The organism is Priestia sp. YIM B13552, from assembly GCF_042787775.1.
In the GTDB taxonomy this organism is placed as follows: domain Bacteria; phylum Bacillota; class Bacilli; order Bacillales; family Bacillaceae_H; genus Priestia; species Priestia megaterium_E.
Window position 1 is genome coordinate 617,998 of record NZ_JBHZOU010000002.1, and the last position, 22,424, is coordinate 640,421.

24 protein-coding genes are annotated in these 22,424 nt (G+C 38.9%); 1 reads left to right on the plus strand and 23 read right to left on the minus strand.

What is annotated here, in order from left to right:
* Nucleotides 1–3: 3 nt before the first annotated feature.
* The 22 genes from trpA to ACFX40_RS09305 all read right to left on the minus strand — a co-directional run bounded on the left by trpA (nucleotide 4) and on the right by ACFX40_RS09305 (nucleotide 20,831).
* Nucleotides 4–819 (minus strand): tryptophan synthase subunit alpha, encoded by an 816-nt coding sequence (gene trpA, locus ACFX40_RS09200; RefSeq protein WP_098249254.1) that lies wholly within the window; start codon nucleotides 817–819, stop codon nucleotides 4–6.
* Nucleotides 806–2,020: a tryptophan synthase subunit beta gene (gene trpB, locus ACFX40_RS09205; protein ID WP_013059002.1), complete on the minus strand. Its 1,215-nt coding sequence runs from the start codon at nucleotides 2,018–2,020 to the stop codon at nucleotides 806–808. Before trpB ends, trpA begins: the two co-directional genes overlap by 14 nt.
* A complete protein-coding gene (locus ACFX40_RS09210) occupies nucleotides 2,017–2,643 on the minus strand; it encodes a phosphoribosylanthranilate isomerase (RefSeq protein WP_028410745.1) in 627 nt (208 codons plus the stop codon). Before ACFX40_RS09210 ends, trpB begins: the two co-directional genes overlap by 4 nt.
* A complete protein-coding gene (gene trpC, locus ACFX40_RS09215) occupies nucleotides 2,633–3,400 on the minus strand; it encodes an indole-3-glycerol phosphate synthase TrpC (protein WP_377254815.1) in 768 nt (255 codons plus the stop codon). Before trpC ends, ACFX40_RS09210 begins: the two co-directional genes overlap by 11 nt.
* Entirely contained in the window at nucleotides 3,390–4,415 is a 1,026-nt protein-coding gene (gene trpD, locus ACFX40_RS09220; protein WP_013059005.1) for an anthranilate phosphoribosyltransferase, read from the minus strand. Before trpD ends, trpC begins: the two co-directional genes overlap by 11 nt.
* Complete coding sequence (gene trpE, locus ACFX40_RS09225; protein WP_098249256.1) at nucleotides 4,408–5,922, minus strand: anthranilate synthase component I; 1,515 nt, start codon at nucleotides 5,920–5,922, stop codon at nucleotides 4,408–4,410. The genes trpD and trpE overlap by 8 nt, the downstream gene beginning before the upstream one ends.
* A 283-nt stretch (nucleotides 5,923–6,205) precedes the next feature.
* Nucleotides 6,206–7,288 (minus strand): 3-dehydroquinate synthase, encoded by a 1,083-nt coding sequence (gene aroB / locus ACFX40_RS09230; protein ID WP_098249257.1) that lies wholly within the window; start codon nucleotides 7,286–7,288, stop codon nucleotides 6,206–6,208.
* Nucleotides 7,288–8,460, minus strand: coding sequence for a chorismate synthase (aroC, locus tag ACFX40_RS09235; RefSeq protein ID WP_377254818.1), 1,173 nt, complete (start codon nucleotides 8,458–8,460; stop codon nucleotides 7,288–7,290). The genes aroB and aroC overlap by 1 nt, the downstream gene beginning before the upstream one ends.
* A 134-nt stretch (nucleotides 8,461–8,594) precedes the next feature.
* Entirely contained in the window at nucleotides 8,595–9,377 is a 783-nt protein-coding gene (locus ACFX40_RS09240) for a CheR family methyltransferase (RefSeq protein WP_028410740.1), read from the minus strand.
* A 206-nt stretch (nucleotides 9,378–9,583) separates the two neighbouring features.
* On the minus strand, nucleotides 9,584–10,033 hold the full coding sequence (gene ndk / locus ACFX40_RS09245) for a nucleoside-diphosphate kinase (protein ID WP_377254821.1): 450 nt from the start codon (nucleotides 10,031–10,033) through the stop codon (nucleotides 9,584–9,586).
* 115 nt (nucleotides 10,034–10,148) lie between these two features.
* A complete protein-coding gene (gene hepT / locus ACFX40_RS09250) occupies nucleotides 10,149–11,114 on the minus strand; it encodes a heptaprenyl diphosphate synthase component II (RefSeq protein ID WP_028410738.1) in 966 nt (321 codons plus the stop codon).
* Between the two features lie 81 nt (nucleotides 11,115–11,195).
* Complete coding sequence (locus ACFX40_RS09255) at nucleotides 11,196–11,900, minus strand: demethylmenaquinone methyltransferase (RefSeq protein WP_013059012.1); 705 nt, start codon at nucleotides 11,898–11,900, stop codon at nucleotides 11,196–11,198.
* Between the two features lie 4 nt (nucleotides 11,901–11,904).
* Nucleotides 11,905–12,699, minus strand: coding sequence for a heptaprenyl diphosphate synthase component 1 (locus ACFX40_RS09260; RefSeq protein WP_060745941.1), 795 nt, complete (start codon nucleotides 12,697–12,699; stop codon nucleotides 11,905–11,907).
* Between the two features lie 278 nt (nucleotides 12,700–12,977).
* Nucleotides 12,978–13,208 carry a trp RNA-binding attenuation protein MtrB gene (gene mtrB, locus ACFX40_RS09265; protein WP_013059014.1) on the minus strand — a complete coding sequence of 77 codons (231 nt, stop codon included), beginning with the start codon at nucleotides 13,206–13,208 and terminating at the stop codon, nucleotides 12,978–12,980.
* A 25-nt stretch (nucleotides 13,209–13,233) separates the two neighbouring features.
* The gene (gene folE, locus ACFX40_RS09270; protein WP_013059015.1) at nucleotides 13,234–13,800 is read right to left on the minus strand and encodes a GTP cyclohydrolase I FolE; all 567 of its coding nucleotides are present in this window, start codon (nucleotides 13,798–13,800) and stop codon (nucleotides 13,234–13,236) included.
* A gap of 148 nt (nucleotides 13,801–13,948) precedes the next feature.
* A complete protein-coding gene (locus ACFX40_RS09275) occupies nucleotides 13,949–14,221 on the minus strand; it encodes an HU family DNA-binding protein (protein ID WP_013059016.1) in 273 nt (90 codons plus the stop codon).
* Nucleotides 14,222–14,594: 373 nt separating this feature from the next.
* The gene (gene spoIVA / locus ACFX40_RS09280; protein ID WP_013059017.1) at nucleotides 14,595–16,073 is read right to left on the minus strand and encodes a stage IV sporulation protein A; all 1,479 of its coding nucleotides are present in this window, start codon (nucleotides 16,071–16,073) and stop codon (nucleotides 14,595–14,597) included.
* 229 nt (nucleotides 16,074–16,302) lie between these two features.
* Nucleotides 16,303–17,025 (minus strand): hypothetical protein, encoded by a 723-nt coding sequence (locus ACFX40_RS09285; protein WP_028410737.1) that lies wholly within the window; start codon nucleotides 17,023–17,025, stop codon nucleotides 16,303–16,305.
* Nucleotides 17,026–17,049: 24 nt separating this feature from the next.
* The gene (locus ACFX40_RS09290; protein WP_116073485.1) at nucleotides 17,050–17,253 is read right to left on the minus strand and encodes a DUF2768 domain-containing protein; all 204 of its coding nucleotides are present in this window, start codon (nucleotides 17,251–17,253) and stop codon (nucleotides 17,050–17,052) included.
* Between the two features lie 315 nt (nucleotides 17,254–17,568).
* A complete protein-coding gene (locus ACFX40_RS09295) occupies nucleotides 17,569–18,600 on the minus strand; it encodes an NAD(P)H-dependent glycerol-3-phosphate dehydrogenase (RefSeq protein ID WP_028410736.1) in 1,032 nt (343 codons plus the stop codon).
* A 17-nt stretch (nucleotides 18,601–18,617) separates the two neighbouring features.
* The gene (gene der / locus ACFX40_RS09300; RefSeq protein WP_014458340.1) at nucleotides 18,618–19,928 is read right to left on the minus strand and encodes a ribosome biogenesis GTPase Der; all 1,311 of its coding nucleotides are present in this window, start codon (nucleotides 19,926–19,928) and stop codon (nucleotides 18,618–18,620) included.
* Nucleotides 19,929–20,225: 297 nt separating this feature from the next.
* Entirely contained in the window at nucleotides 20,226–20,831 is a 606-nt protein-coding gene (locus tag ACFX40_RS09305; RefSeq protein WP_028410735.1) for a YphA family membrane protein, read from the minus strand.
* Nucleotides 20,832–20,951: 120 nt separating this feature from the next.
* Between ACFX40_RS09305 and ACFX40_RS09310 the strand changes: the two genes are divergently transcribed.
* Nucleotides 20,952–21,089, plus strand: coding sequence for a YpzI family protein (locus ACFX40_RS09310; RefSeq protein ID WP_016765475.1), 138 nt, complete (start codon nucleotides 20,952–20,954; stop codon nucleotides 21,087–21,089).
* A gap of 30 nt (nucleotides 21,090–21,119) precedes the next feature.
* Here the strand turns inward: ACFX40_RS09310 and ACFX40_RS09315 are convergent, their stop codons facing one another.
* The gene (locus ACFX40_RS09315) at nucleotides 21,120–22,334 is read right to left on the minus strand and encodes an MFS transporter (protein ID WP_098249260.1); all 1,215 of its coding nucleotides are present in this window, start codon (nucleotides 22,332–22,334) and stop codon (nucleotides 21,120–21,122) included.
* Nucleotides 22,335–22,424 lie beyond the last annotated feature (90 nt).

Here is a 22,424-nt window from a genome sequence, read left to right on the forward strand (position 1 = left end):
GTGTTACACCTCGCATTTTTGTATAGGCGAAACGATGGATGCAACATACTCCTCAATTTGATTTAATCCGTCTCGGCGTGTATCCTTATTTAAAAGAACTTGTTCAAGCTGGCCAATTTTATTAACAATTGCACTTCCAATTACAATGCCGTCGCTATGTTCTTTTAACACCTCTACTTGTTCACTTGTTGAAATCCCAAAACCGACGGCCACCGGTATAGAAGCTGCTGCTTTCACATCTTCTAAAAAGGTGCCAATATCAGCTGGCAACGTAGAGCGAACCCCAGTAACGCCTAAAGACGACACGCAGTATAAGAAGCCCGTTGCATCTGCAGCGATTTTTTGAATACGCTCTTTAGATGTAGGAGCAACCATTGAAATGTACACAACTTCATTTTCAGCGGCAAGCTCCCGGATACGGCCACTCTCTTCGTACGGTAAATCCGGAATTAGCACTCCATCTATTTCATTTTCTCGCATTAACGCGAAAAAGGATTCTAAACCTAATTGTAACACAGGATTAAAATAGGTAAAGAGAATTACCGGGATTTTCACACCTTTTTTTCTCATCACCGATACAAGCTTAATGGCTTTTGAAATAGACATACCGCCGGATAAAGCTCTTTTAGACGCCTCTTGAATAATTGGACCATCTGCTAAAGGGTCAGAATATGGTACGCCTAGCTCTAAAATAGAGGCACCTTGCTTTTGCAAAGACAAAGCAATTTCCACCGTTGCATCTTCATGAGGATCTCCTGCTGTAATAAATGGAATAAACAATGTTTCATGTTTAGGTAGTCTCGCTTCAAACGTATTCATGTTCTTCTTCCTTCCCTTCTAGCAAGTTTACTAATGTATGAACGTCCTTATCTCCTCGACCTGACAAGCAAATTAAAATGGTTTCTTCTTTCGTCATGCTTTTAGCCAGTTCAAATGCTTTTGCCAGCGCATGGGCGGACTCAATAGCCGGGATGATTCCCTCTGTTTTCGCCAGCAGCTGAAGAGCTTCGATTGACTCATCATCCGTTACACTTTCATATTCTACTCGTCCAATAGATGAAAGGTGAGAATGCTCTGGACCGATACCTGGATAATCCAAACCTGCTGAAATAGAATAAGGCTCTGTAATTTGACCATTTTCATCTTGAAGTAAATACGTGAGCGTTCCGTGAATAACACCTTTTGTGCCTTTAGCCATTTTAGCAGCATGGAGGGCTGTATTTAGTCCTTTCCCTCCTGCTTCTACGCCGATCAAGCGTACATTTTCTTCTTTAATAAAATCATAAAACATTCCGATTGCATTACTGCCGCCTCCAACGCATGCCACGACAGCATTTGGAAGTTTGCCTTCTACCGCTGTAAACTGTTCTTTTGCTTCTTCTCCAATAATTTTTTGGAAATCTCGAACCATTTTAGGATAAGGATGCGGTCCAATGGCCGAACCAATTAAGTAAAAATGATCTTCACAATGTTGAACCCAGTAGCGAATTGCTTCATTTGTTGCATCTTTTAGCGTTTTTGTTCCAGAAGTTGCAGGAATGACTTCCGCTCCTAGAAGCTTCATGCGAAAGACGTTCAACGCCTGACGTTCAATATCTTCTTCTCCCATGAATACTTTACATTCCATTCCGAACTTTGCAGCTACTGTAGCTGTAGCTACCCCGTGCTGACCCGCTCCTGTTTCAGCAATAATTTTTGTTTTCCCCATCCGTTTAGCAAGTAAAATCTGTCCAATGGCATTATTGATTTTGTGAGCACCCGTATGATTTAAGTCTTCACGTTTTAAATAAATTTTTGCTCCGCCGAGCGTTTCGGTAATATTATCAGCGTATGTTAAAGCCGTTGGTCGCCCAGAGTAGTTGACGAGTAAAGACAGATACTCATCTTTAAATGCCGGATCTTTCATTGCTTGATTCAAAGCTGCTTCTACTTCTTCAAGTGGTTTCATTAATGTTTCAGGTACGTATTTTCCGCCAAATTCACCAAAGCGGCCAAATTCATCAGGATGATTGTATGTCATAGTATGATCTTCCTTTCAATTTCTATAATTTTTGTATAGTCCTTCGTTCCATTTGTTTCAATACCGCCAGAAATATCAATCGCCCCAGGCTTGTAGGGTAACAAGTTCTCAATGTTACAAGCATTGATTCCTCCAGCAATAAAACATTTTTTACCTAACCTTTGGGCAGCTGATTCATACTGAGGAACGAAGCTCCAATCAAAAGCAACGCCCGTTCCTCCAAATTGTTCTTTAACCTTGCTATCAATTACATACCCGTCAGCTTCTTCATATACATGCATTTGCTGCAGCGTTTCTTTATTGTGAGGGAGTGCTTTCCACACTTCATATCCACGCTGCTTTAACTGACGTACGTCCGCAGCTGTTTCTTGCCCGTGGCACTGAATTACATCTAAATTTGTTAGGGAGGCAATTTCAAGTATTTGATCAACCGGTGTATTAACAAATACCCCTACTAGCGAGACTTGTTTTTTTATTTCATCCGTTACAAACTCATTTACTTGTTCAGGCTTTACATATCGTTTACTTCTTGGATAGAAAATAAAGCCAATGTGAGTAGCAGCCGAACTTTCGATTAAAGCTATATCTTGTTTTGATCGAATACCACAGTACTTAATGAGCATATTCACTTTCCCCAAACAGCTTTTCAATCGCTTTGGTTTGATTATCCTCCCTCATAAGCGATTCCCCTACTAAAATAGCTTTTGCTCCCGCTTCTTTTACGTAGGAAACATCATCGTATAAGTAAATTCCGCTTTCACTCACTAACAGCTGATTTTTCGGAACGTGCTTGGCGATTTCTTTGGTCTGCTGCACGCTGGTTTCAAACGTGTGAAGATTTCGATTATTAATGCCGATAATCTTCGGGGTAAATACAGCTAGCAGCTTTTCAAGCGTTTCTAGAGAATGCACTTCTACTAAACAATCTAACTCTTTTTCAGCAGCTTGAAGATAAAGCTCTTGCAATTTTAACGGTTCAAGTGCTTCTCCAATGAGTAAAATAGCATCAGCACCGATTCTTGCACTTTCTTCCACTTGAATGGAATCAATGATGAAATCCTTGCGAAGCACAGGGATAGAGACATGCTGTTTAATGTCACTTAAAAACGTTCGATTTCCTTGAAAATAGTGCTGATCTGTTAACACAGACAAAGCATCTGCTTTCCCTTTCTCGTAGGCTTTAGCAATTTCCACAGGCTGAAAATTCTCTTTTATTAATCCTTTGGAAGGAGAAGCTTTTTTCACTTCTGCAATAAGAGCCAGCTCTCGATTCGGATTTGATAAAGCGTCTAAAAATGATCGTTTTGCAACATTTTGCTGTTCGGGTAACTGTAAGTTTTGAATTTCTTCTTTTTTTGTTTCAATAATTTTATTGAGCATGTTCAACCACCTTTTTCGATTTCAATCGTTGTAATTGTGTGTATGCAGCACCTGATTCAATTGTTTCCAAAGCTACAGCTACTCCTTCTTCAAAAGTAGAAACGTTTCCGCTAACGTAAATAGCTGCAGCAGAGTTCAACACGACTGCGTTTTTAGCAGTTACATTGCTTTTATTTAAAAATAGCGATTCAATAAGCTCGGCACTCGATTTTGCATCTTCTACCACTAAGTCTTCAAGCTTCCCTCTCTGTAAGTGTACATCCTCTGGTGCAAGCGTATATTCTGTAATGACATTGCCCTGTACTTCTACAACGTCCGTTACATCAGTGGCACTGATTTCATCCAAACCGTCTCTGCCTGCAACCAGAAGGACGTGGTTAGCTCCAAGTACAACAAGCGCTTCTGCTAATTTTCGTGCAAGCTCAATGGAATAAACGCCAATTACTTGCTTTGTGCAGTTAGTAGGGTTTGCTAATGGACCTAATGCATTAAAAACCGTTCTAAATCCTAATTCCTTTCGAGTAGCAGCAACGTGCTTCATAGCTGGATGATAAAGCGGCGCAAACAAAAAGGACATGTTGAGGTCAGCCACCGCATTTTTCACTTCTTTTTCATTTCCTTGAATCCATATATCCAGATGTTCTAACACGTCGGCACTTCCGCTTTTAGAAGATACGGCGCGGTTCCCGTGTTTCGCAACCTTTACTCCGGCAGCAGATGCCACAATCGCACTAGCCGTCGAGATATTAAACGTAGAGGCCCCATCTCCTCCGGTACCGCATGTATCTACTACGTTTAATTCTTCTAGAGAAATAGCATTCATATTATTTTTCATACCTCGGACAAAACCGACAATTTCATCGACGGTTTCTCCTCGGTACGTTAAGATGGTTAGCACGCTAGCGATTTGAGCTGCCGGGACTTTACCGTTCATAATATCATTCATAATTTTTTCTGCTTCTTCCGCTGAAAGTGACTCACCGCGCAAACACTTTTTTAACAATTCTTTAAACATATACATCCTCCTTTTTATCGTAGATGTCTTGGGCCAATTGAATTGTTTTGATTAAAGCGCTGGCTTTATTGCGGGTTTCTTTCCACTCAAGCTCCGGTTTTGAGTCAGCAACCACTCCTGCTCCAGCCTGGATATAAGCGGTCTGGTCTTTCAAAAGAATGGTCCGAATCGCAATGCACGAATCAATGTTTCCATCAAATCCGAGATATGCTACGGTTCCTGCATATACATTTCGCGCAACTGGTTCAATTTCATTTAAGATTTGCATCGCTCGCACTTTTGGAGCGCCAGATACGGTACCCGCTGGAAATGCAGAAAGCAGCGCATCAATGGGATGTACTTTTTCGTCAAGGCGCCCTGTCACTTTAGAAATCAAGTGCATGACGTGCGAAAAGTTAACCTGCTGCATTAATACTGGTGTTTGGACACTTCCATACTGTGCAACTCGGCCGATGTCATTTCTTGCTAAGTCCACGAGCATATAGTGTTCTGCCCGCTCTTTTTCATCGTTAATTAAGTCTTCGTATAAGCGCGCATCTTCTTCTGCATCCCTGCCACGTCTTCTCGTTCCTGCAATCGGATGAATTTCTAAATGGCCGTTTTCAATTTGAATCAACCGCTCAGGAGAACTTCCAATTAGCTCCACGCCTTTTACTTTCACGTAAAATAAATAAGGAGACGGATTAACTAATCGCAATACTCTGTAAATATCAAATCCAGCTACGGTCGTATCAATTTGAAATCTCTGTGACAATACGGCTTGAAAAACATCTCCGCTTTTAATGTATTCCTTAATTTTTTCCACATCTTGCACAAATTTATCTTTTTGGTATGACGATGTCACGCCTTCAAAGCTAACTTCGCGCTGCTCGCTTTCAAACATCATTGGCTTTTCTTTCACCGTCTGCGCTATTCTTTCAACATATCGATTGATCTCTGCTAAAGCTTCACCGTATTTTTCTTTTTTCTGCTGCTCTTTGTCTTGCTCATTAAGCTTAATGTAGTGAATCACCATAAGCTCTTTTGTTTGATGATTGTACGCAAGCATCGTTTGACAATAGATAAAGTGAAAAGTAGGCATGTTCAAATCATTTTGGGCATGTACGTTTACTTTTTCAATTTGCGATACTGCGTCGTAGCTGATAAACCCTACTGCTCCTCCTTTAAAAGGAAGTGCAAGGTCTGGTACTTTCACTTTCAGCTCTTGCTGAATTTTACAAAATACCTCTTTAAAGCTGTCTCCTTGCAGCACAGGCTGAAGCTGCTTGTTTTTTGCTAGATAGGTTCCGTTTTCTTCCTCGACATACAAAAATGGATTTAAGCCAATAAAAGAATAATTGGACCATGGTGATGATTCATCATTACTTTCAAGCAAATATACGGCTTCATCTTTTACTTGTTGAAAAAGATCAACAGGTGTCATGCTATCGATAAATATTTTTTTTATAATTGGAATGGTTAAATACTCTGTAGAGTCTTCTAAAAAAGAAGTATACGTGTTCGTCATATCTTTCAATCCTCCATTTCATGGAGAATGAGAATAGATGAGGTTATATAAAAGAGGATATAATAAATAAACCCAAAGACACATCAAAAATGGGCCTTTGGGTATACGAATGGTAAAATTCACTCAACTAAACTCTGCTCAACTGTCTCATTCTCGTCTACCCTAATCTCAACTAAACTGTCTATTGTTTTCTCATAACTAAAATCTCTAAACTAACTTGTTACCAATTGTAGTACGTTTCAAATTCATTTGTCAACTACTATCTACTTGGCTTTAGACGAAACTAAGCTTTAAGCTCTTCATTCAGCAGTTTAAGAATCACTTCATCTTCTACTTGCTGAACAAAAGGCTTGCCTATGCCTTCAAGCAGTACCATGTGAACATTGCTTGATTTAGACTTCTTGTCCGCTTTCATTCTTACGAGCAGTTTTTCAGCTGAAAGATGGTTTGGGACAGACGTCTTGTAGCCAAATTTTTCAAACCATTTCGCAATGTCGTCCACAGGGAACTGACTTTTTCCAAGAACATTGCTGACTTTCATAGCAAACAGCATACCAATCGCTACGCCTTCTCCGTGGCTGATTTGTCCATAGCCGCACTCTGCTTCGATCGCATGACCTAGCGTATGTCCAAAGTTCAGATGGGCGCGAACGCCAGCTTCTGTCTCATCTTCTTTTACAACAGATGCTTTGACTAAAATACCGCTTTGAATAGCATAAATTAATTTTTCATCTTGTAAATCAGTCAGCGATTGTATATTTTGCTGAAGCCATTTATAAAATGCTTCATCGTGAATAAAAGCGTGTTTAATCACTTCTGCAAAACCGGAACGCCATTCTCTTTCGGGAAGCGTTTTAAGAAGATCAATATCATAAACAACCGCTTCTGGCTGATAAAAAGCACCAATCATATTTTTCCCAAGCTCATGATTAATGGCTACTTTACCGCCTACAGCACTATCGTGAGCAAGAAGCGTCGTTGGCACTTGAATAAAAGAAATTCCTCTCATATAAGTAGCGGCTACAAATCCAGCTAAATCGCCTACTACCCCTCCGCCAAAAGCAATAACGAGCGCATTTCGATCAAGCTGCTGCTCGAGCGCAAATGTCTGACAATCGTAGTAATGTTGAAATGACTTTGCATGTTCACCGCTTGGCACTACGTATTTAGCCACTTTAAACTTTGTATTAATCGCTTTTACAACCGCTTCTCCATAATATGAATCTACGGCTGAATCGGTGATGATTAACACGGACGACAGATTAGGTTTTACACTCTCGATAATAGAAGGCAGCTTTTCAATTAATCCATTGCCTAAATAAAGAGGATATGTTTTGGATAAAGTTTGAATATCAATTTGCAACATTAAAACTCCCTCGCATGTGCACGCATTTTCTCAATATTTTCAGCAATTAAATCAATTCGGTCTTGTCCAAACTGTTCGATTAGCGCATCAGCCAATTCCCAAGCTACAACAGCTTCTGCTACAACGCTTGCAGCCGGCACAGCGCAGCTGTCTGAACGTTCGATGCTTGCCTCGAAGGCTTCTTTTGTTTCAATATCAACACTTTTTAACGGCTTGTAAAGCGTTGGAATAGGTTTCATTACACCGCGTACTACAATTGGCATACCTGTTGTCATGCCGCCTTCAAAGCCGCCTAAGTTGTTTGTTTTACGGGTATACCCGTTCTTTTCATCCCATAGAATTTCGTCATGAACTTCGCTTCCTGGTCTGCGAGCCGCTTCAAAGCCAATCCCAAACTCAACGCCTTTAAATGCATTTATGCTCATAACAGCTGCAGCAATCTTCGCATCTAATTTACGATCGTAATGAACATAGCTGCCTACTCCTGCTGGCACGCCTTCAATAATAACTTCTACTACGCCTCCGATAGAATCGCCATTTTTCTTAGCACCATCGATTGCTTGCATCATGTCTTTCTCAACAGCTGAGTCAAAACATCTTACTGGAGAAGCTTCAGTGACTTCTTGAAGTTCCTCTAAGCTTTTGTATTGAGGCGGATTTGCCTGTACGCCGCCAATTTCTAATACATGTCCAGCTACAGAAATCCCGAACTGAGCAAGAATTTGACGAGCCACAGCACCTGCTGCTACCCTTACAGTTGTTTCGCGAGCTGAAGAACGTTCTAATACATTTCTCATATCGCGATGACCATATTTAATAGCGCCGTTTAAATCGGCATGCCCTGGTCTTGGTCTTGAGATTTTACGCTTTACTTCTTCTGACTCTTCTTCAGAAATTGGCTCGATGCCCATAATTTTTGTCCAGTGTTTCCAGTCGTTATTTTCTACCGCTAACGTAATAGGAGATCCTAGCGTATAGCCGTGGCGGACACCGCTTAAAATTTCCGCTTGATCTTTTTCAATTTGCATACGTCTTCCGCGACCATGACCTTTTTGTCTTCGCGCTAAATCTGTATTGATGTCTTCGGCTGTTAAAGGAAGCCCTGCCGGAACACCCTCTAAAATAGTAGTCAATTGTGGACCATGTGATTCTCCTGCTGTTAAATATCGCATAATCGTACCTCCGCTTAATATGTATTATTCGTCAGAATTTTTCCATTTTTAAATATGACTATACCATACTATAACATAAGAATGTACAAAAAGTTTCACCTCAGCTTTTAAGAAACCGCTTCTGGTTGTCTCGATTAAATGGTCTTTACTTTTCTGTAAAAAAACGTATCAGCCGTTTCAAATCCATACTTTTGCGGAGTAAAAACCTGTTCTGTGCTACCTACAAACAAGATGCCGCCAGGTGCTAAAGATCTGCTAAATTTTTCATATAAAGCATGCTTTGCTTCATCTGTAAAATAAATAAGCACATTTCGACAAACAATCAAGTCAACGTTTTTTGGAAAAGAGTCTGACAGTAAGTTATGTTTCTGAAAAACAACTGTTTTTTTGATTTTTTCATCTAATAAGTACCCGGTTCCTCTTTGTTGAAAGTACTTATTTTTCATCGAAACAGGCATTTCCTGAAGTGAACGTTCATCATAAAAGCCTATTTTTGCTTTTTCGATCACTTTTTCATCCAAATCAGTCGCCAATATAGAAATACGCGAAAGAGGAAAAAATGTTGATAAAACCATCGCTAGTGTATATGGCTCTTCCCCTGTTGAACAGGCAGCGCTCCACACTTTCAGGTCTGTTTTTCCTTTTACAAGAGCCGGTAAAATTTTTTGCTCCAATATATCCCACCGCTGATAGTTGCGATAAAACTCTGACACGTTAATCGTCATCCGATCTAAAAACTCCTCAAGCAGTTCGTTATTACTGCTCATTGCTCGATAATATTCAAAAAAACTAGAAAAACCTTTTTTTTCATATAGGGAGGTAAGGCGGCGTTGCATTTGAGACTGCTTATATAGTGATAAATCAATGCCTGTTTTTATTTTTATTTTCTCCACAAAGGCGTCGTATTCATCTATCATTTTTGACTCTCCTTTCTTATTTCTATACGTTGATGCTATATAAAGAAATAAAACCTTTATATATGCTTATCTTCTTACTAATATATCGGAATACATTGTGAAAATGTTTATGTAGAGAGATATTCGCAATCTATAGCCTAGGACCTATTTATAAAAACAATAAAAAAGACGAATGAAAATTCATTCGTCTCCTTGCGCTATCTAAATTAGTAAATCCAAGCGTCTGCGTCTTTTTTATAGAAAGACAGCTCTTCACTTTCAAAGAATAAGCTGATTTCACGCTCCGCACTTTCTGGTGAATCTGAGCCGTGAATAATATTCTTATCGACAATCAGTCCATAATCACCTCGAATAGTTCCAGGAAGGGCTTCTTGAGGGTTAGTTTTCCCCACCATTTGACGTGATACTGAAATCACGTTTTCACCTTCCCATACCATAGCAAAAACTGGACCTGATGTGATAAATTTCACTAACTCACCGAAAAAAGCTTTCTCTTTATGTTCACCGTAGTGTGTTTCAGCTAATTCCTGCGAAATATGCATAAGCTTAGCTCCGACTAATTGAAAACCTTTTTTCTCAAAGCGAGAAATAACCTCACCAATAATGCTTCTTTGTACCCCATCTGGTTTGACCATTAAAAACGTTTTTTGTATCATTTTACTCTCCACCCCTGAAGTTCATGATATGTAAACAAGTTTTGAAAGCGCAATCACACCTCATGAAGATATTAACATTGTTTCGAGCAGTTTACAACTTATGAAAGTAAATAAATCAAAATTTCCGTTTTCCAATGTACTTCGCAATTTGATGCAGCGTTTTTTTCGCCTTGTTTGGCGGCAGTTCTTCTAAAATGCTCATCGCTTTTTGCAGATAACGATCGCTCATCTCAAATGAACGTTCAATGGCGTTAGAAGATTTAATATCAGAAATAATTTCATTGATCAGCTCTTGCTCATATTCCCTCTCGAAAAGCTGTTCTACTTTATCTCGAAACTCAGCATTTTCAATGGCATACAAAACTGGCAGCGTAATATTTCCTTGCAGTAAGTCGCTGCCAACTGGTTTCCCAAGCTGTTCTTCTGATGAGATAAAATCTAAAATGTCATCGGTAATTTGAAATGACATTCCCACGTAATATCCAAACCAAAATAAACGTTTATGTATATCTTCAGGAGCTCCCGCTGCAATTGCACCTAACTGACAGCTTGCAGCAATTAGCAGTGCCGTTTTACGTTTAATTCTACGCAGATACACGCGTAAGTTTTGGTTTAGGTTGTATTTGTCCTTAATCTGTTCAATTTCACCGAGCGTTAATTCCACCATCGTATTAGATAAAATTTTATGTGCTTCCACATCTTTAACCTCACTCATAACTTCAAGCGCACGAGCAAAGATGTAATCCCCTGTATACATAGCAATACGATTGTCCCATTTTGCCTTAATTGTTGGTTTTCCGCGTCTCTTATCAGCGTCATCAATAACATCATCATGAACAAGGGACGCCATATGAATCAGCTCAAGCGCTACTGCCACGTGTTTGATTTGGTCGATGTTGTAATCCCCAAATTTAGCTGCCAACAAAACAAATACAGGGCGAATTCGTTTCCCCCCTGCTTGTAAAAGGTGAAGAGAAGCATCTGTGATAAGTGTTTCATCGGTATGAACAGTTTGTTCAAGTTCTTTCTCAATAAGGGTAATATCCGTATTCAAAAAAGCGTACATCATTTTTAGTTTCATTGGACTCACCTTGCATTATATATTCATTCTTTACTCCTTATCCTACAGGCTGTTGCACCTGTAGGACAAGCTTTTTCTCTTTTATCGTTTGTACCCTAGATGCATCGCTGCTACTCCACCTGTGTAAGATTTCACTTCAACATCTGTCAAACCGGCTTCACGGAACATATCAGCCAATTGCTTTTGACCCGGAAAGTCCCTAGCTGACTCTTGAAGCCATGAATATTCATCATAGCTTTTAGCGACCATCTTTCCAAGCGCAGGCATAATATACTTAAAATAAAGCAAGTACATTTGTCGGTAGCCGATCATCGTGGGCTGAGACGTTTCAAGGCAAACCACTTTTCCGCCAGGTTTCACGACGCGCTGCATTTCCTTTAACACTTGAAGGTAATCGGGCACGTTGCGCAGTCCGAATCCAATCGTTACATAGTCAAATGAATTATCTTCAAAAGGAAGTTCCATTGCATTGCCATGTAGTAAGGTAATATTTGAAAAAGGTGAGTTTTTTACTTTCTCTTCACCAATCTTTAGCATATTCTGACTAAAATCCAGGCCAACTGCCTCTCCTGTTTCTCCAACTGCTTCCGCCATAGCTAGCGTCCAATCCGCAGTTCCGCAACAAACATCTAAAGCTTTTGTTCCTTTTTGAACATTCATTCGCTTCATCGTATCTTTGCGCCATGCCTTATGACGCTGAAAACTAATAACAGAATTCATTTGATCATAATTTTTGTATATTTTTTCAAATACGCCATGGACACGCTGTTCTTTTGATTGCTGCATATCTCTATCCTTCTCCTACGACATTTTTCAGCACTTCTAAGCTAGATGTAAGTTCATCTAAGTGCTCTCTTAAAAACTTATTCATCACAAATTCACTTCGTAAGTATCCTCTAACAATGTTTACAGACTGTTGAGTATACGAATAAAGGTATTCTTTTATTTGTTCTTGATTCATACCAATTTGTTTGCAATAGTTTAGCAAGAGAGTAGGCTCTTTATGCTGTAATGACTTTAATTGCTTTAATATCCCGTTCAAATACGCTGCATGTTTTAAAAGTTCTTTCCACTCTTCACGTTCAAAATAGTCACATAAGCATCTTACAAACGATGATTCTGCTGCTAAAAAACTATTCATAACGTCGTGTGGATTAGTAGAGCGATTGTTATAAATGTGTATCTTAGCGATATTGATTTCTTTAATAGCAGATGCTATAACTTTCATTAAATTCAGCTGGTTGCTTTGAGCTAAATAGTAATAGTACAGGCCGCTGTAATAATCTCCGGCCAAAACTACCAGCTGCCGCTCATGCAGCTTTCCTTCATTTCCGCTAACATTTTGAGTGGAGACTAGATCGTGGGTATCAAGTGCGGTTTGAACGAGCATCACAGATAGCACAGAGCTGTTCTTTTTTTCTTCTTCCATTGAAAGAGTATCTAAGAACGAACACATGTACAGTAATCTATTTTCATCAATACGCGGATGATGAATATATTTTTTTACATATGGATGACTTAATTCAACATGAAGCTGTTCTTTCATGTTGGCCACAATATCATAGATGGTTTTTACGCTCATCATCCTTGTCTCCCTTTCCATCACTATTTGTTTAAAGTTCTTTTAACTCCAAATCGATAGTGTCAATTATAACATAATTACATTATAAAATATCCTTTAAATTCTTTTGAAGCTTTTTCACGGTTTAAATCATTTAGCTGCTCATCCGCTTGAACACCGTTCATCTACATACCATCTGGATTCCTTAGACAGTAATTTAAGATATTGCTTTTAGTTTCACCATGTTTTTCCTGTTCTTATTCATTTATTTTAAATATAAATAAAAGCAGGAAAATCCCTGCTTATTTTTTCGTATCGGATTCAATTTCTCCGTGAACAGTCTGAATGACGGCTTTGCCACGAATTTTAATTGCGGATGTATGCTCAGTAAACTGCGCAATCATTACTTCGCCTTTATCTAGTTTTTCTGAATGATGAAATCGCGTATCTGCTCCTCGCGTTAAGCCAATTACGTTAACTCCATCTTCGACCGCTTTAATGACAATATACTCCGGCGTTCCTTTTTGTGTCATATTCTCTTCTCCTTCATCATCCACATTATGATTTAATCAGTGATAAAACTTCAGCTCTAGAACTTGCATCGTGTTCTAACACTCCGCGTACAGCAGAAGTGATTGTCATAGCTCCAGGCTTTTTAATGCCTCGCATGGTCATACACATGTGCTCTGCTTCCACTACTACCATTACCCCGTGCGGCTCTAATGTTTCTACAATAGAATCCGCCACTGTAGATGTAATTCTCTCCTGAAGCTGAGGACGTTTCGCAACAGCTTCTACCGCTCTTGCCAGCTTACTTAAACCGGTCACTCGTCCGCCTTTTGGAATATACGCAACATGAGCTTTTCCGTAAAAAGGCACTAAGTGGTGTTCACACATAGAGTAAAAAGGAATATCTTTTACAAGCACTAGCTCTTCATGGTCTTCTCCAAAAACTGTTTTAAAATGCTCTTTTGGATCTTCATTCAACCCGGAAAAGACTTCCTCATACATTTTAGCTACTCGCTTTGGTGTATCTAATAATCCTTCACGGTTTGGATCTTCGCCAATTGCTTCTAAAATTAGTCTCACGGCTTGTTCGATCTGTGGTTTATTTACAGATGACATGTTGTTGCCCTCCAATTCGTTGCATTACGACTTTATGAAAAAAATTCTAGCATATGTATATACCAAAGGCAAAAAAGAAAGGTCGCAAATGTGCGACCTTTCAAAGCTCTTCATCAACGGCTATGAATAAAGCCATTTTATGTAGATATTATTTTACAGCATCTTTAAGAGCTTTACCTGGTTTGAATGCAGGAACTTTGCTAGCAGGAATTTCGATTTCTTCGCCAGTTTGTGGATTGCGTCCTTTACGAGCAGCACGTTCACGTACTTCGAAGTTACCAAAACCGATAAGTTGAACTTTGTCCTCAGCTTTTAAAGCTTCTAAGATTGTATCGAAAACAGCATCAACTGCTTTTGTAGCATCCTTTTTTGAAAGCTCACTTGCTTCTGCAACAGCATTAATTAATTCTGTCTTGTTCATGCCATTCACCTCCTCCCAAAATCGGATCATATAATAACTAAAAACCTTGTTAGAAAAGGAATCTAGTAATTCGTTATATCTCATTCTTTAACAAAACAAATGGATATTATACATAACCTATGTATCGACAAGCCTAATCATAAACGATTGAACTAAATAATTCAATGTTTTTCATTCATCTGCCGTATGTATGTAGTGAAAACAGTATGATCGATCGATTTCTGTTAAAAGATTAACATATTGAACAAGGCATAGCAAGCAGAAAATAACGCAGGAATAGGATAACCACGCGATCTATCACAATATATGTAAAGTTTTGTATGATCTATCCAAAAAGAAGAGGCTCCTTTATGAGGAGCCTAACGTTACATGCTTATAGAATAATCGCGATTAAACCTCCGGATCCTTCGTTAATAATCCGTTCTAGCGTTTCTTTTAACTTATATCGCGCATTTTCAGGCATCAGAGACAGCTTTCCTTGAATCCCTTCTCTTACGATTGAACTTAGAGAGCGGCCAAATATATCTGAATTCCAAATTGAAAGCGGATCATCTTCAAAGTCTTGCATCAAATAACGAACTAATTCTTCGCTTTGCTTCTCCGTTCCGATAATCGGCGCAAATTCTGATTCTACATCCACTTTAATCATGTGTATAGAAGGTGCCACTGCTTTTAAACGAACTCCAAAACGCGATCCTTGGCGAATAATTTCAGGTTCATCAAGGCTCATATCCGAAAGCGAAGGTGCAGCTACACCATAACCCGTTTGTTTAACCATACGAAGGGCATCAGAGACTTGATCATACTCGGTTTTTGCATGAACAAAGTCTTGCATTAACTGCAGCAAATGATCTCTTCCGCGAATTTCTACTCCCACGATTTCTTTCAAAATCTGGTCGTATAAGTCATCTGGAGCGTATAAGTCAATTTCGGCAATTCCCTGCCCCATCTCAATTCCGGCTAATCGAGCCTGATCGATGAACTCAAACTGACTAAATTGCTCTACTACCCGTTCAACGTCTCTCAGCCTCTTAATATCTTTTACCGTTTCTTTAACGGCTTCTTGATAGCTTTCACGCAGCCAATGTTTATCTTTTAAAACCATTACCCAGCTTGGTAGATTAACGTTAACTTCTAATACAGGGAACTCATAGAGTGCTTCTCTTAATACGTTCATCACATCAGTATCGCGCATGCTTTCCACACTCATCGCTAATACTGGAATATCATATTTTTCATTAAGTTTTGCACGAAGCTTTTCTGTATCAGGATGATATGGCTGTACGGTATTAATAACCATGATAAATGGTTTGCCTACTTCTTTTAGCTCATTAATGACGCGCTCTTCTGCTTCGACGTAATCTTGACGAGGTATATCTCCAATTGAACCATCAGTTGTAATGACGACACCAATCGTTGAGTGTTCTTGAATTACCTTTCTCGTTCCAATTTCAGCCGCTTCGTGAAATGGAATTGGTTCTTCATACCAAGGTGTATTGATCATTCGAGGTCCGTTTTCATCTTCGTACCCTTTAGCCCCAGGCACCGTATATCCTACACAATCTACTAACCGTATGTTAACTTCTAGCCCGTCATCTACCAAAACATTAACTGCTTGATTCGGTACGAATTTCGGCTCAGTTGTCATAATCGTTTTTCCAGCTGCACTTTGTGGTAGTTCATCTTGTGTGCGAGCTCTTTCTGCCTCGTTCTCGATGTGAGGCAGGACCACCAGCTCCATAAATTTTTTAATAAATGTAGATTTTCCTGTTCGAACTGCTCCCACCACACCTAAATATATATCGCCTCCTGTACGTTCAGCGATATCTTTAAATACATCCACCTTTTCCAAAAGATCCCCTCCGATCTATGAGTTCATGGAATATGACATCCATTGCGAGAGTAAATTAGGACACTATATAGTTATGACGTTGTCCTATTAAAATATGACTTTTGATAGAAAAATTTATGATTTTTTTCATGCACATGCTGACTTAGTCATTCTGATTATCATTATTGGTGTACAAGAAAGAGAAAACCCCTTCTCTCTGAATATTATTCAAGGAGAAGGGGTTCATGACTTATTTTTTAAAAAATATTGGTTCATTCTTATCGTTGACTGTATAAGGAAGAGAGTAAGCAGGTACAAAATCACTGTTTTCCACAAGGAGCTTTCGTATATCTTCACCAGGTTTGTAGGAGCTTTTATGCTTTTGAATGGCATCATACAAATCAGGACGATAATCTACAAATACATCTCCCTGTCCATTAACAATTAAAGAAAGACTATTCCCTGTATATGGGCTAGTAACGACAGGAGGCTCTTTCATATTCAATTTTTTATAATTAATAGAGAATACGCCGGGAGCGATGACGTCTTTAAACGGTACGTACCCTTTATGATTTTGACGGTATATATTCAAATGTACGTTAACATCTTGAATCGTATCCGCCATCCGTAAGTCTAATAATTTAACCGTGGGGTTTGTTTCTGCATCCACAAGTACGTACGCAAATATCCCTCCGCTTTCATACGAATTCCCAGGTGCGTCTTGCATGTATCTAGGAACAATTTTCGTAAAGTCAATTGGATATTTTTGATAAATCGGCGTGTCCATATCTTTCGTTTTTATTGGTAATAAGCCTCCGCTTTCTTGTTTAAATTGATCAACCGCCGTTTGCACGGAAGCAACTTGATCTTTATAAGGAACTTGATTTTGAGACATTCTTTCCGCCGGGTACAAACAACCGGATAATACAAAAATGGTTAACCCAACAATAGACGTTAGCATGAATTTTTTCATTTTTCTCACCCTACCATATGTACATTAAGCATCTGTCGGACCGCTGAATACAACAATTACCATAATAAGACCTGCTACAATCATGAGCGAATAGGCAATGAAAGCGAGTACAATTTTACCAACGCGGTTCGTAATTTTATAACGACTAAAGTAAATAGAAAATACCGAAATAAACATAAATACAATGGAACCCAATGAAATCCACATCTTTAACAAACCTGGCGACAAATTGCATCCACTCCTTTTTTCACCGTTATTATAACATAAGGACTTATAGTTAAGACGGATATTGATAGAACTTTCTAAATTTACTATTTATTTATCTTCCATCGATTCATGGTCTATAGTAATTACTTTCCTATTAAATTGACAAATTCCTGCTTTTTCGCATAAAAAAAATCGAAGCGAAGGGGGCTCTTCGCTTCGACCATAACTAAATATTCCCACACTAACAGTTCTACTCATCTTTATTTACACGTTATTTTATGCAAGTAAATGATTTTGGGTATCACTAATTGCCTATTTTTTCATATTTCTTTGCACTTAATTTAATTTTTCTCCTAAAACATTCGCTAAATCTTCCATTTCATGTGTTTTAGTACGAGACATAAGGGCGTCTACTGCATCCTTTGCCTTCACATCATTAAACAGTACATTATATAAAGCATCAGCAATCGGCATTTTCACGTCATATTTTTGAGATAGCTGGTAAGCTGCTTTCGTCGTGCGTACACCTTCTACAACCATTCCCATATTTTCTAATACTTCGTCTAAATTTTTGCCTTTTCCAAGAAGATTACCAGCGCGCCAATTTCGAGAATGAACGCTTGTACACGTTACAATCAAGTCTCCAATCCCGGTTAAACCTGAGAACGTCAGAGGATTGGCACCAAGCACAGTACCTAAACGAGCGATTTCAGCTAAGCCACGAGTCATAAGAGCGGCCTTCGCATTGTCACCATATCCAAGTCCATCCGTGATACCAGCAGCAAGAGCAATAATATTTTTTAACGCTCCCCCAATTTCCACACCAATCACATCAGGATTTGTATAAACACGGAAGTACTGCTGATTATTAAATAAATCCTGCACTTTTTCTGCTGCTTGTATATTTGCTGAAGCTGACGTCACGGTTGTCGGCTGCCTTCTACTTACTTCTTCAGCATGACTCGGACCTGATAAGACAACGATGTCTTTTGTATCAATTTCTTGTTGAATCATTTGAGATATACGTAAAAGAGAATCCGGTTCAATCCCTTTACTTACGTGAACAATTGTAAATAGTTCATCGGTAAGGGATTTTAGCTGCTGCAACACTTCACGAATGGCCTTCGTTGGAACAGCTAAAATAAGGGTTTCAACACCTTCTATTGCCTTTTCTAATGACGTAAAACCTTTAATCTGATGAGGAAGCTCTACACCAGGCAAATATTTTTCATTCTGATGCGTCTCGTTGATTTGATCAATGACTTGTTGTCTATGTCCCCAAATGCGAACATCGTGTCCATTTTCCGCCAATACGAAAGCTAATGCAGTTCCCCAGCTTCCTGCTCCTAGTACAGCTATTCTTTCCACGCCGATCACATCCTCTGTTATTTTCTTGGTCTTGCAATAATTTTAATTGGAGTTCCTTCGAATCCAAAAGCTTCACGAAGCTTATTTTCTAAGAAACGCTTATATGAAAAATGCATTAGCTCAGGATCATTTACAAACACAACAAAAGTTGGCGGCTTGATCGCTACTTGAGTTGTGTAATAGATTTTTAAGCGGTTGCCGTTGTGAGTAGGCGTAGGGTTCATTGCTACTGCATCCATAATCACATCGTTTAAGATGCTTGTTTCTACACGCACCGCATGGCTTTCGCTTGCAAGATCAATCATTGGCAATAGCGTATGCGTACGTTTTTTCGTTTTAGCTGAAAGGAATACAATTGGAGCATATGTTAAGAACTGAAAATGCTCACGTATATTTTCTTCAAATTTTTTCATTGTTTTCTCATCTTTTTCTACTGTATCCCATTTGTTCACAACGATGACAACAGCTTTTCCAGCTTCTTGTGCATAACCAGCAATTTTCTTATCTTGTTCAATAATACCTTCTTCAGCATTTAATACAATTAAGACAACATCTGAGCGTTCAATTGCCTTTAATGCGCGCAGTACGCTGTATTTTTCAGTACTCTCGTACACTTTTCCACGTTTTCTCATTCCAGCTGTATCAATAACAACATATTCTTGATCTTCTTTTGTAAACTTTGTATCAATGGCATCGCGTGTCGTGCCGGCAAGATCACTGACAATAACACGGTCTTCACCTAGAAGAGCATTAACTAATGAAGATTTTCCTACGTTAGGACGACCAATCAATGAAAATTTAATGACTTCTTCTCCGTAATCTTCGTCTTTTTCTTTTGGAAAGTGCTTAGCTGCCTCGTCTAGCAGGTCACCTAAACCTAAACCATGCGTTCCTGAGATTGGGAACGGTTCTCCATATCCTAGTGCGTAGAAATCATAGATTAATTCTCTCATTTCAGGATTATCTACTTTATTAACAGCTAGGACAACGGGCTTTTTGGATTTATATAAAATTTTCGCCACTTCTTCATCAGCTGCAGTAATTCCATCGCGTCCATTCACTAGAAAAATGATTACGTCCGCTTCATCAATTGCAATTTCTGCCTGCTGTTTGATCTGTTCTAAAAATGGCTCATCTCCAATATCAATACCGCCAGTATCAATAATATTAAAGTCCAAATTCAGCCACTCACCTGAACTATAGATACGATCACGAGTTACACCCGGAATATCTTCTACAATAGATACTCGCTCTCCTACAATTCGGTTGAAAATTGTTGATTTTCCTACGTTGGGACGACCAACAATCGCAATAATTGGTTTTGGCATACGATTCTTCCCTTTCCTTGATCTTTTTTATGTATAGGCAACCAGTCTTTAATCGACTAAAGGTATTTATCTACATGTACAAATAAATAAGATCATTCGTTTTTCAAAAATTGAGGCCATGCAGCGTGGCATGACCTCTACTAATCGATCATAAGCGATAAAGCAGGCTTTTTATCAGCTCTATTTTACACCAAGCTGATTAACTGCCTATCCGCTGAATAAGCATTACTCTTTCAATCAAACAATTTTATCAAAAATCACCGGTAACAACAATATAATTTTACGAAATCTCTTCTTCTATTTGTAAGTACTTTGCTTTTGCCTGTGAGACTTCAGCACGTACAAATCTAAATAAGCAGAGAAATAAACCAGCATCTCCCAAATAAACATAGCTCCTACTGCTGTTGCTAAAACGTCGAGCGTCCGAAGAGACCCTACTTCATAAGATGCAATATCTCGAATGACAACTGCGTATAAAAAATCTCCTCCAACTACACCTAAAATGATCGCTGCGAATCTTTTTTCAGCATCTTTAATCACCATAAAGCAAATATATAAGATAAGTCCAGTCAAAATCCACTTACGATCAATAAAAATCCACACAGGATCATAGAGCTCAAGTAAACAAAAACCAGCATAGGCAATTATTATAATGCCGCATACAATAACATAATATAACTGCTGAAACCTGCTGTAGCCTGAAGCATAAATACACGCTACCCCCACTAAAAACAAAGCGGTGTAGCTACATGAAAACTGAGCCGTATGCATGTTCATTCCGCTTAGGAGTATACTGATTAATATAATGGCTGCTACCTTCCAACGCCTAGGTGTTTTGGGCATAAGAAAAGTCGCAACAATCCATCCCATCCACGAAAGCCAATAAAAGAAAATTCCGTCCACTGAATATGGCACCTCCTCTACCTGTCATCAGTATGTATCAATTTTGGCAAACTTAATCGGAGTTTTAGAATAGAACCCCTTATTTTGGACAACCTATCAGAAAAAAGGAGGGAATATAAAATGGGAAAAGATCGTCAAGAGAAAAAATTAAAGGAATCAAAACGAGTTGAATCTGACCGTGATCAAGGACTTCACTATCCGGGAGCCACCAGCTTGCAAAGTCCTGAAGAAGCGCGCGAGTTAAATGATCATAAATAAAAAAATGCGCTGACTAAGTCAGCGCATTTTTTATTTTAAAACTGGATGTGAAACAGGATAGGAACGTTCTTTCTTTCCTGTAAACAAAAAGAGAACTCCTCCCACTAACAATAGTGCTCCTGACAAATAAAATCCAAATTCCATACTTCCAAGTTTATCTGCAAAATATCCGGTAATGTAAGGTGCAAAGATCGATGACAGCATGCCGCTGAAGTTGAAAAAACCGTACACTTTAGAGTACATGGACGATGGAGTAATATCTGCCATATACGAAATCAAAATCGGATCTAATGCTAATTTCCCTATCAGACCGTACACAATTAAGCCGGTTAATAGCCAAGAATAGCTCTCTGTATAGGGAATAAAAAATTGACATAAAGCGCCCGCTACTGACAAACTCACAATTAATGCTTTTTTATTTGCAATTCGATCAGATATATATCCAAAGAAGATTGCTCCTGGAATAGACGCCCACGGTACTAAAGATGCTATGATGCCTGTTTGAGACCCTTCTAAGCCGCGCGAGTGCTGCAAATAATAAGGAAGCCACGTCAGCATCCCAAAAAATCCGTAAAGAGAGCAGAAGATTAAAATGTATACGAAAATATGATTTTTTGTAAATAATACTTTTAGCGACTGCTTTGTTTCTTTATTTGGCGAATTTTTTTCTTGATCCCTTTGCTTATCTTTTACAAAGAAAGCTATTAAAACAGCTATTACTATAGTCGGAATAGCAAATAAGTAAAAAGTAAACTGCCAGTCTTTTTCTAACGTATATGTAATGTATGTAGAACCGATAAAACCAAGCGATATACCAAAAGCCATTCCACTATTGATGAGCGCCGACACTAGACCTCGGTATCGTTCAGACGTGATACTTGAAGAAATTCCGTATTGTGAACCATAATACGTTCCTTCTCCAAGTCCTGTCAGCGCCCGCATGAGTAAGAACATACCGAAAGTAGTTGTAAGTCCTGTAAAAAATGTGGCAACTCCAAACAAGATGTATCCAGCTACTAAGATCTTAACGCGACCAAATCGATCTGCCAAAAAACCCGTTGGAATTTGCATAGCTGCATACGCTGCAAAAAATACCGTAGACATTAGCCCAAGTTCAGCTTTATTAAGGTCCCACTGCGCACCGATATCTCCCATAACTGGAGATAAAATATTACGATCTGCATACATGAAAACCCAGCCTAAAAAGAAAAGAAAAATTGTAAATATAGGATGTCCCTTTTTCATTACGCCACCTCTTTTTTTCTGATTTTTCTGTTTATTTAACTTATTATAAGTGGCTAACGTTTGGGATTTCATGCTTTTTGTCACTTCTTC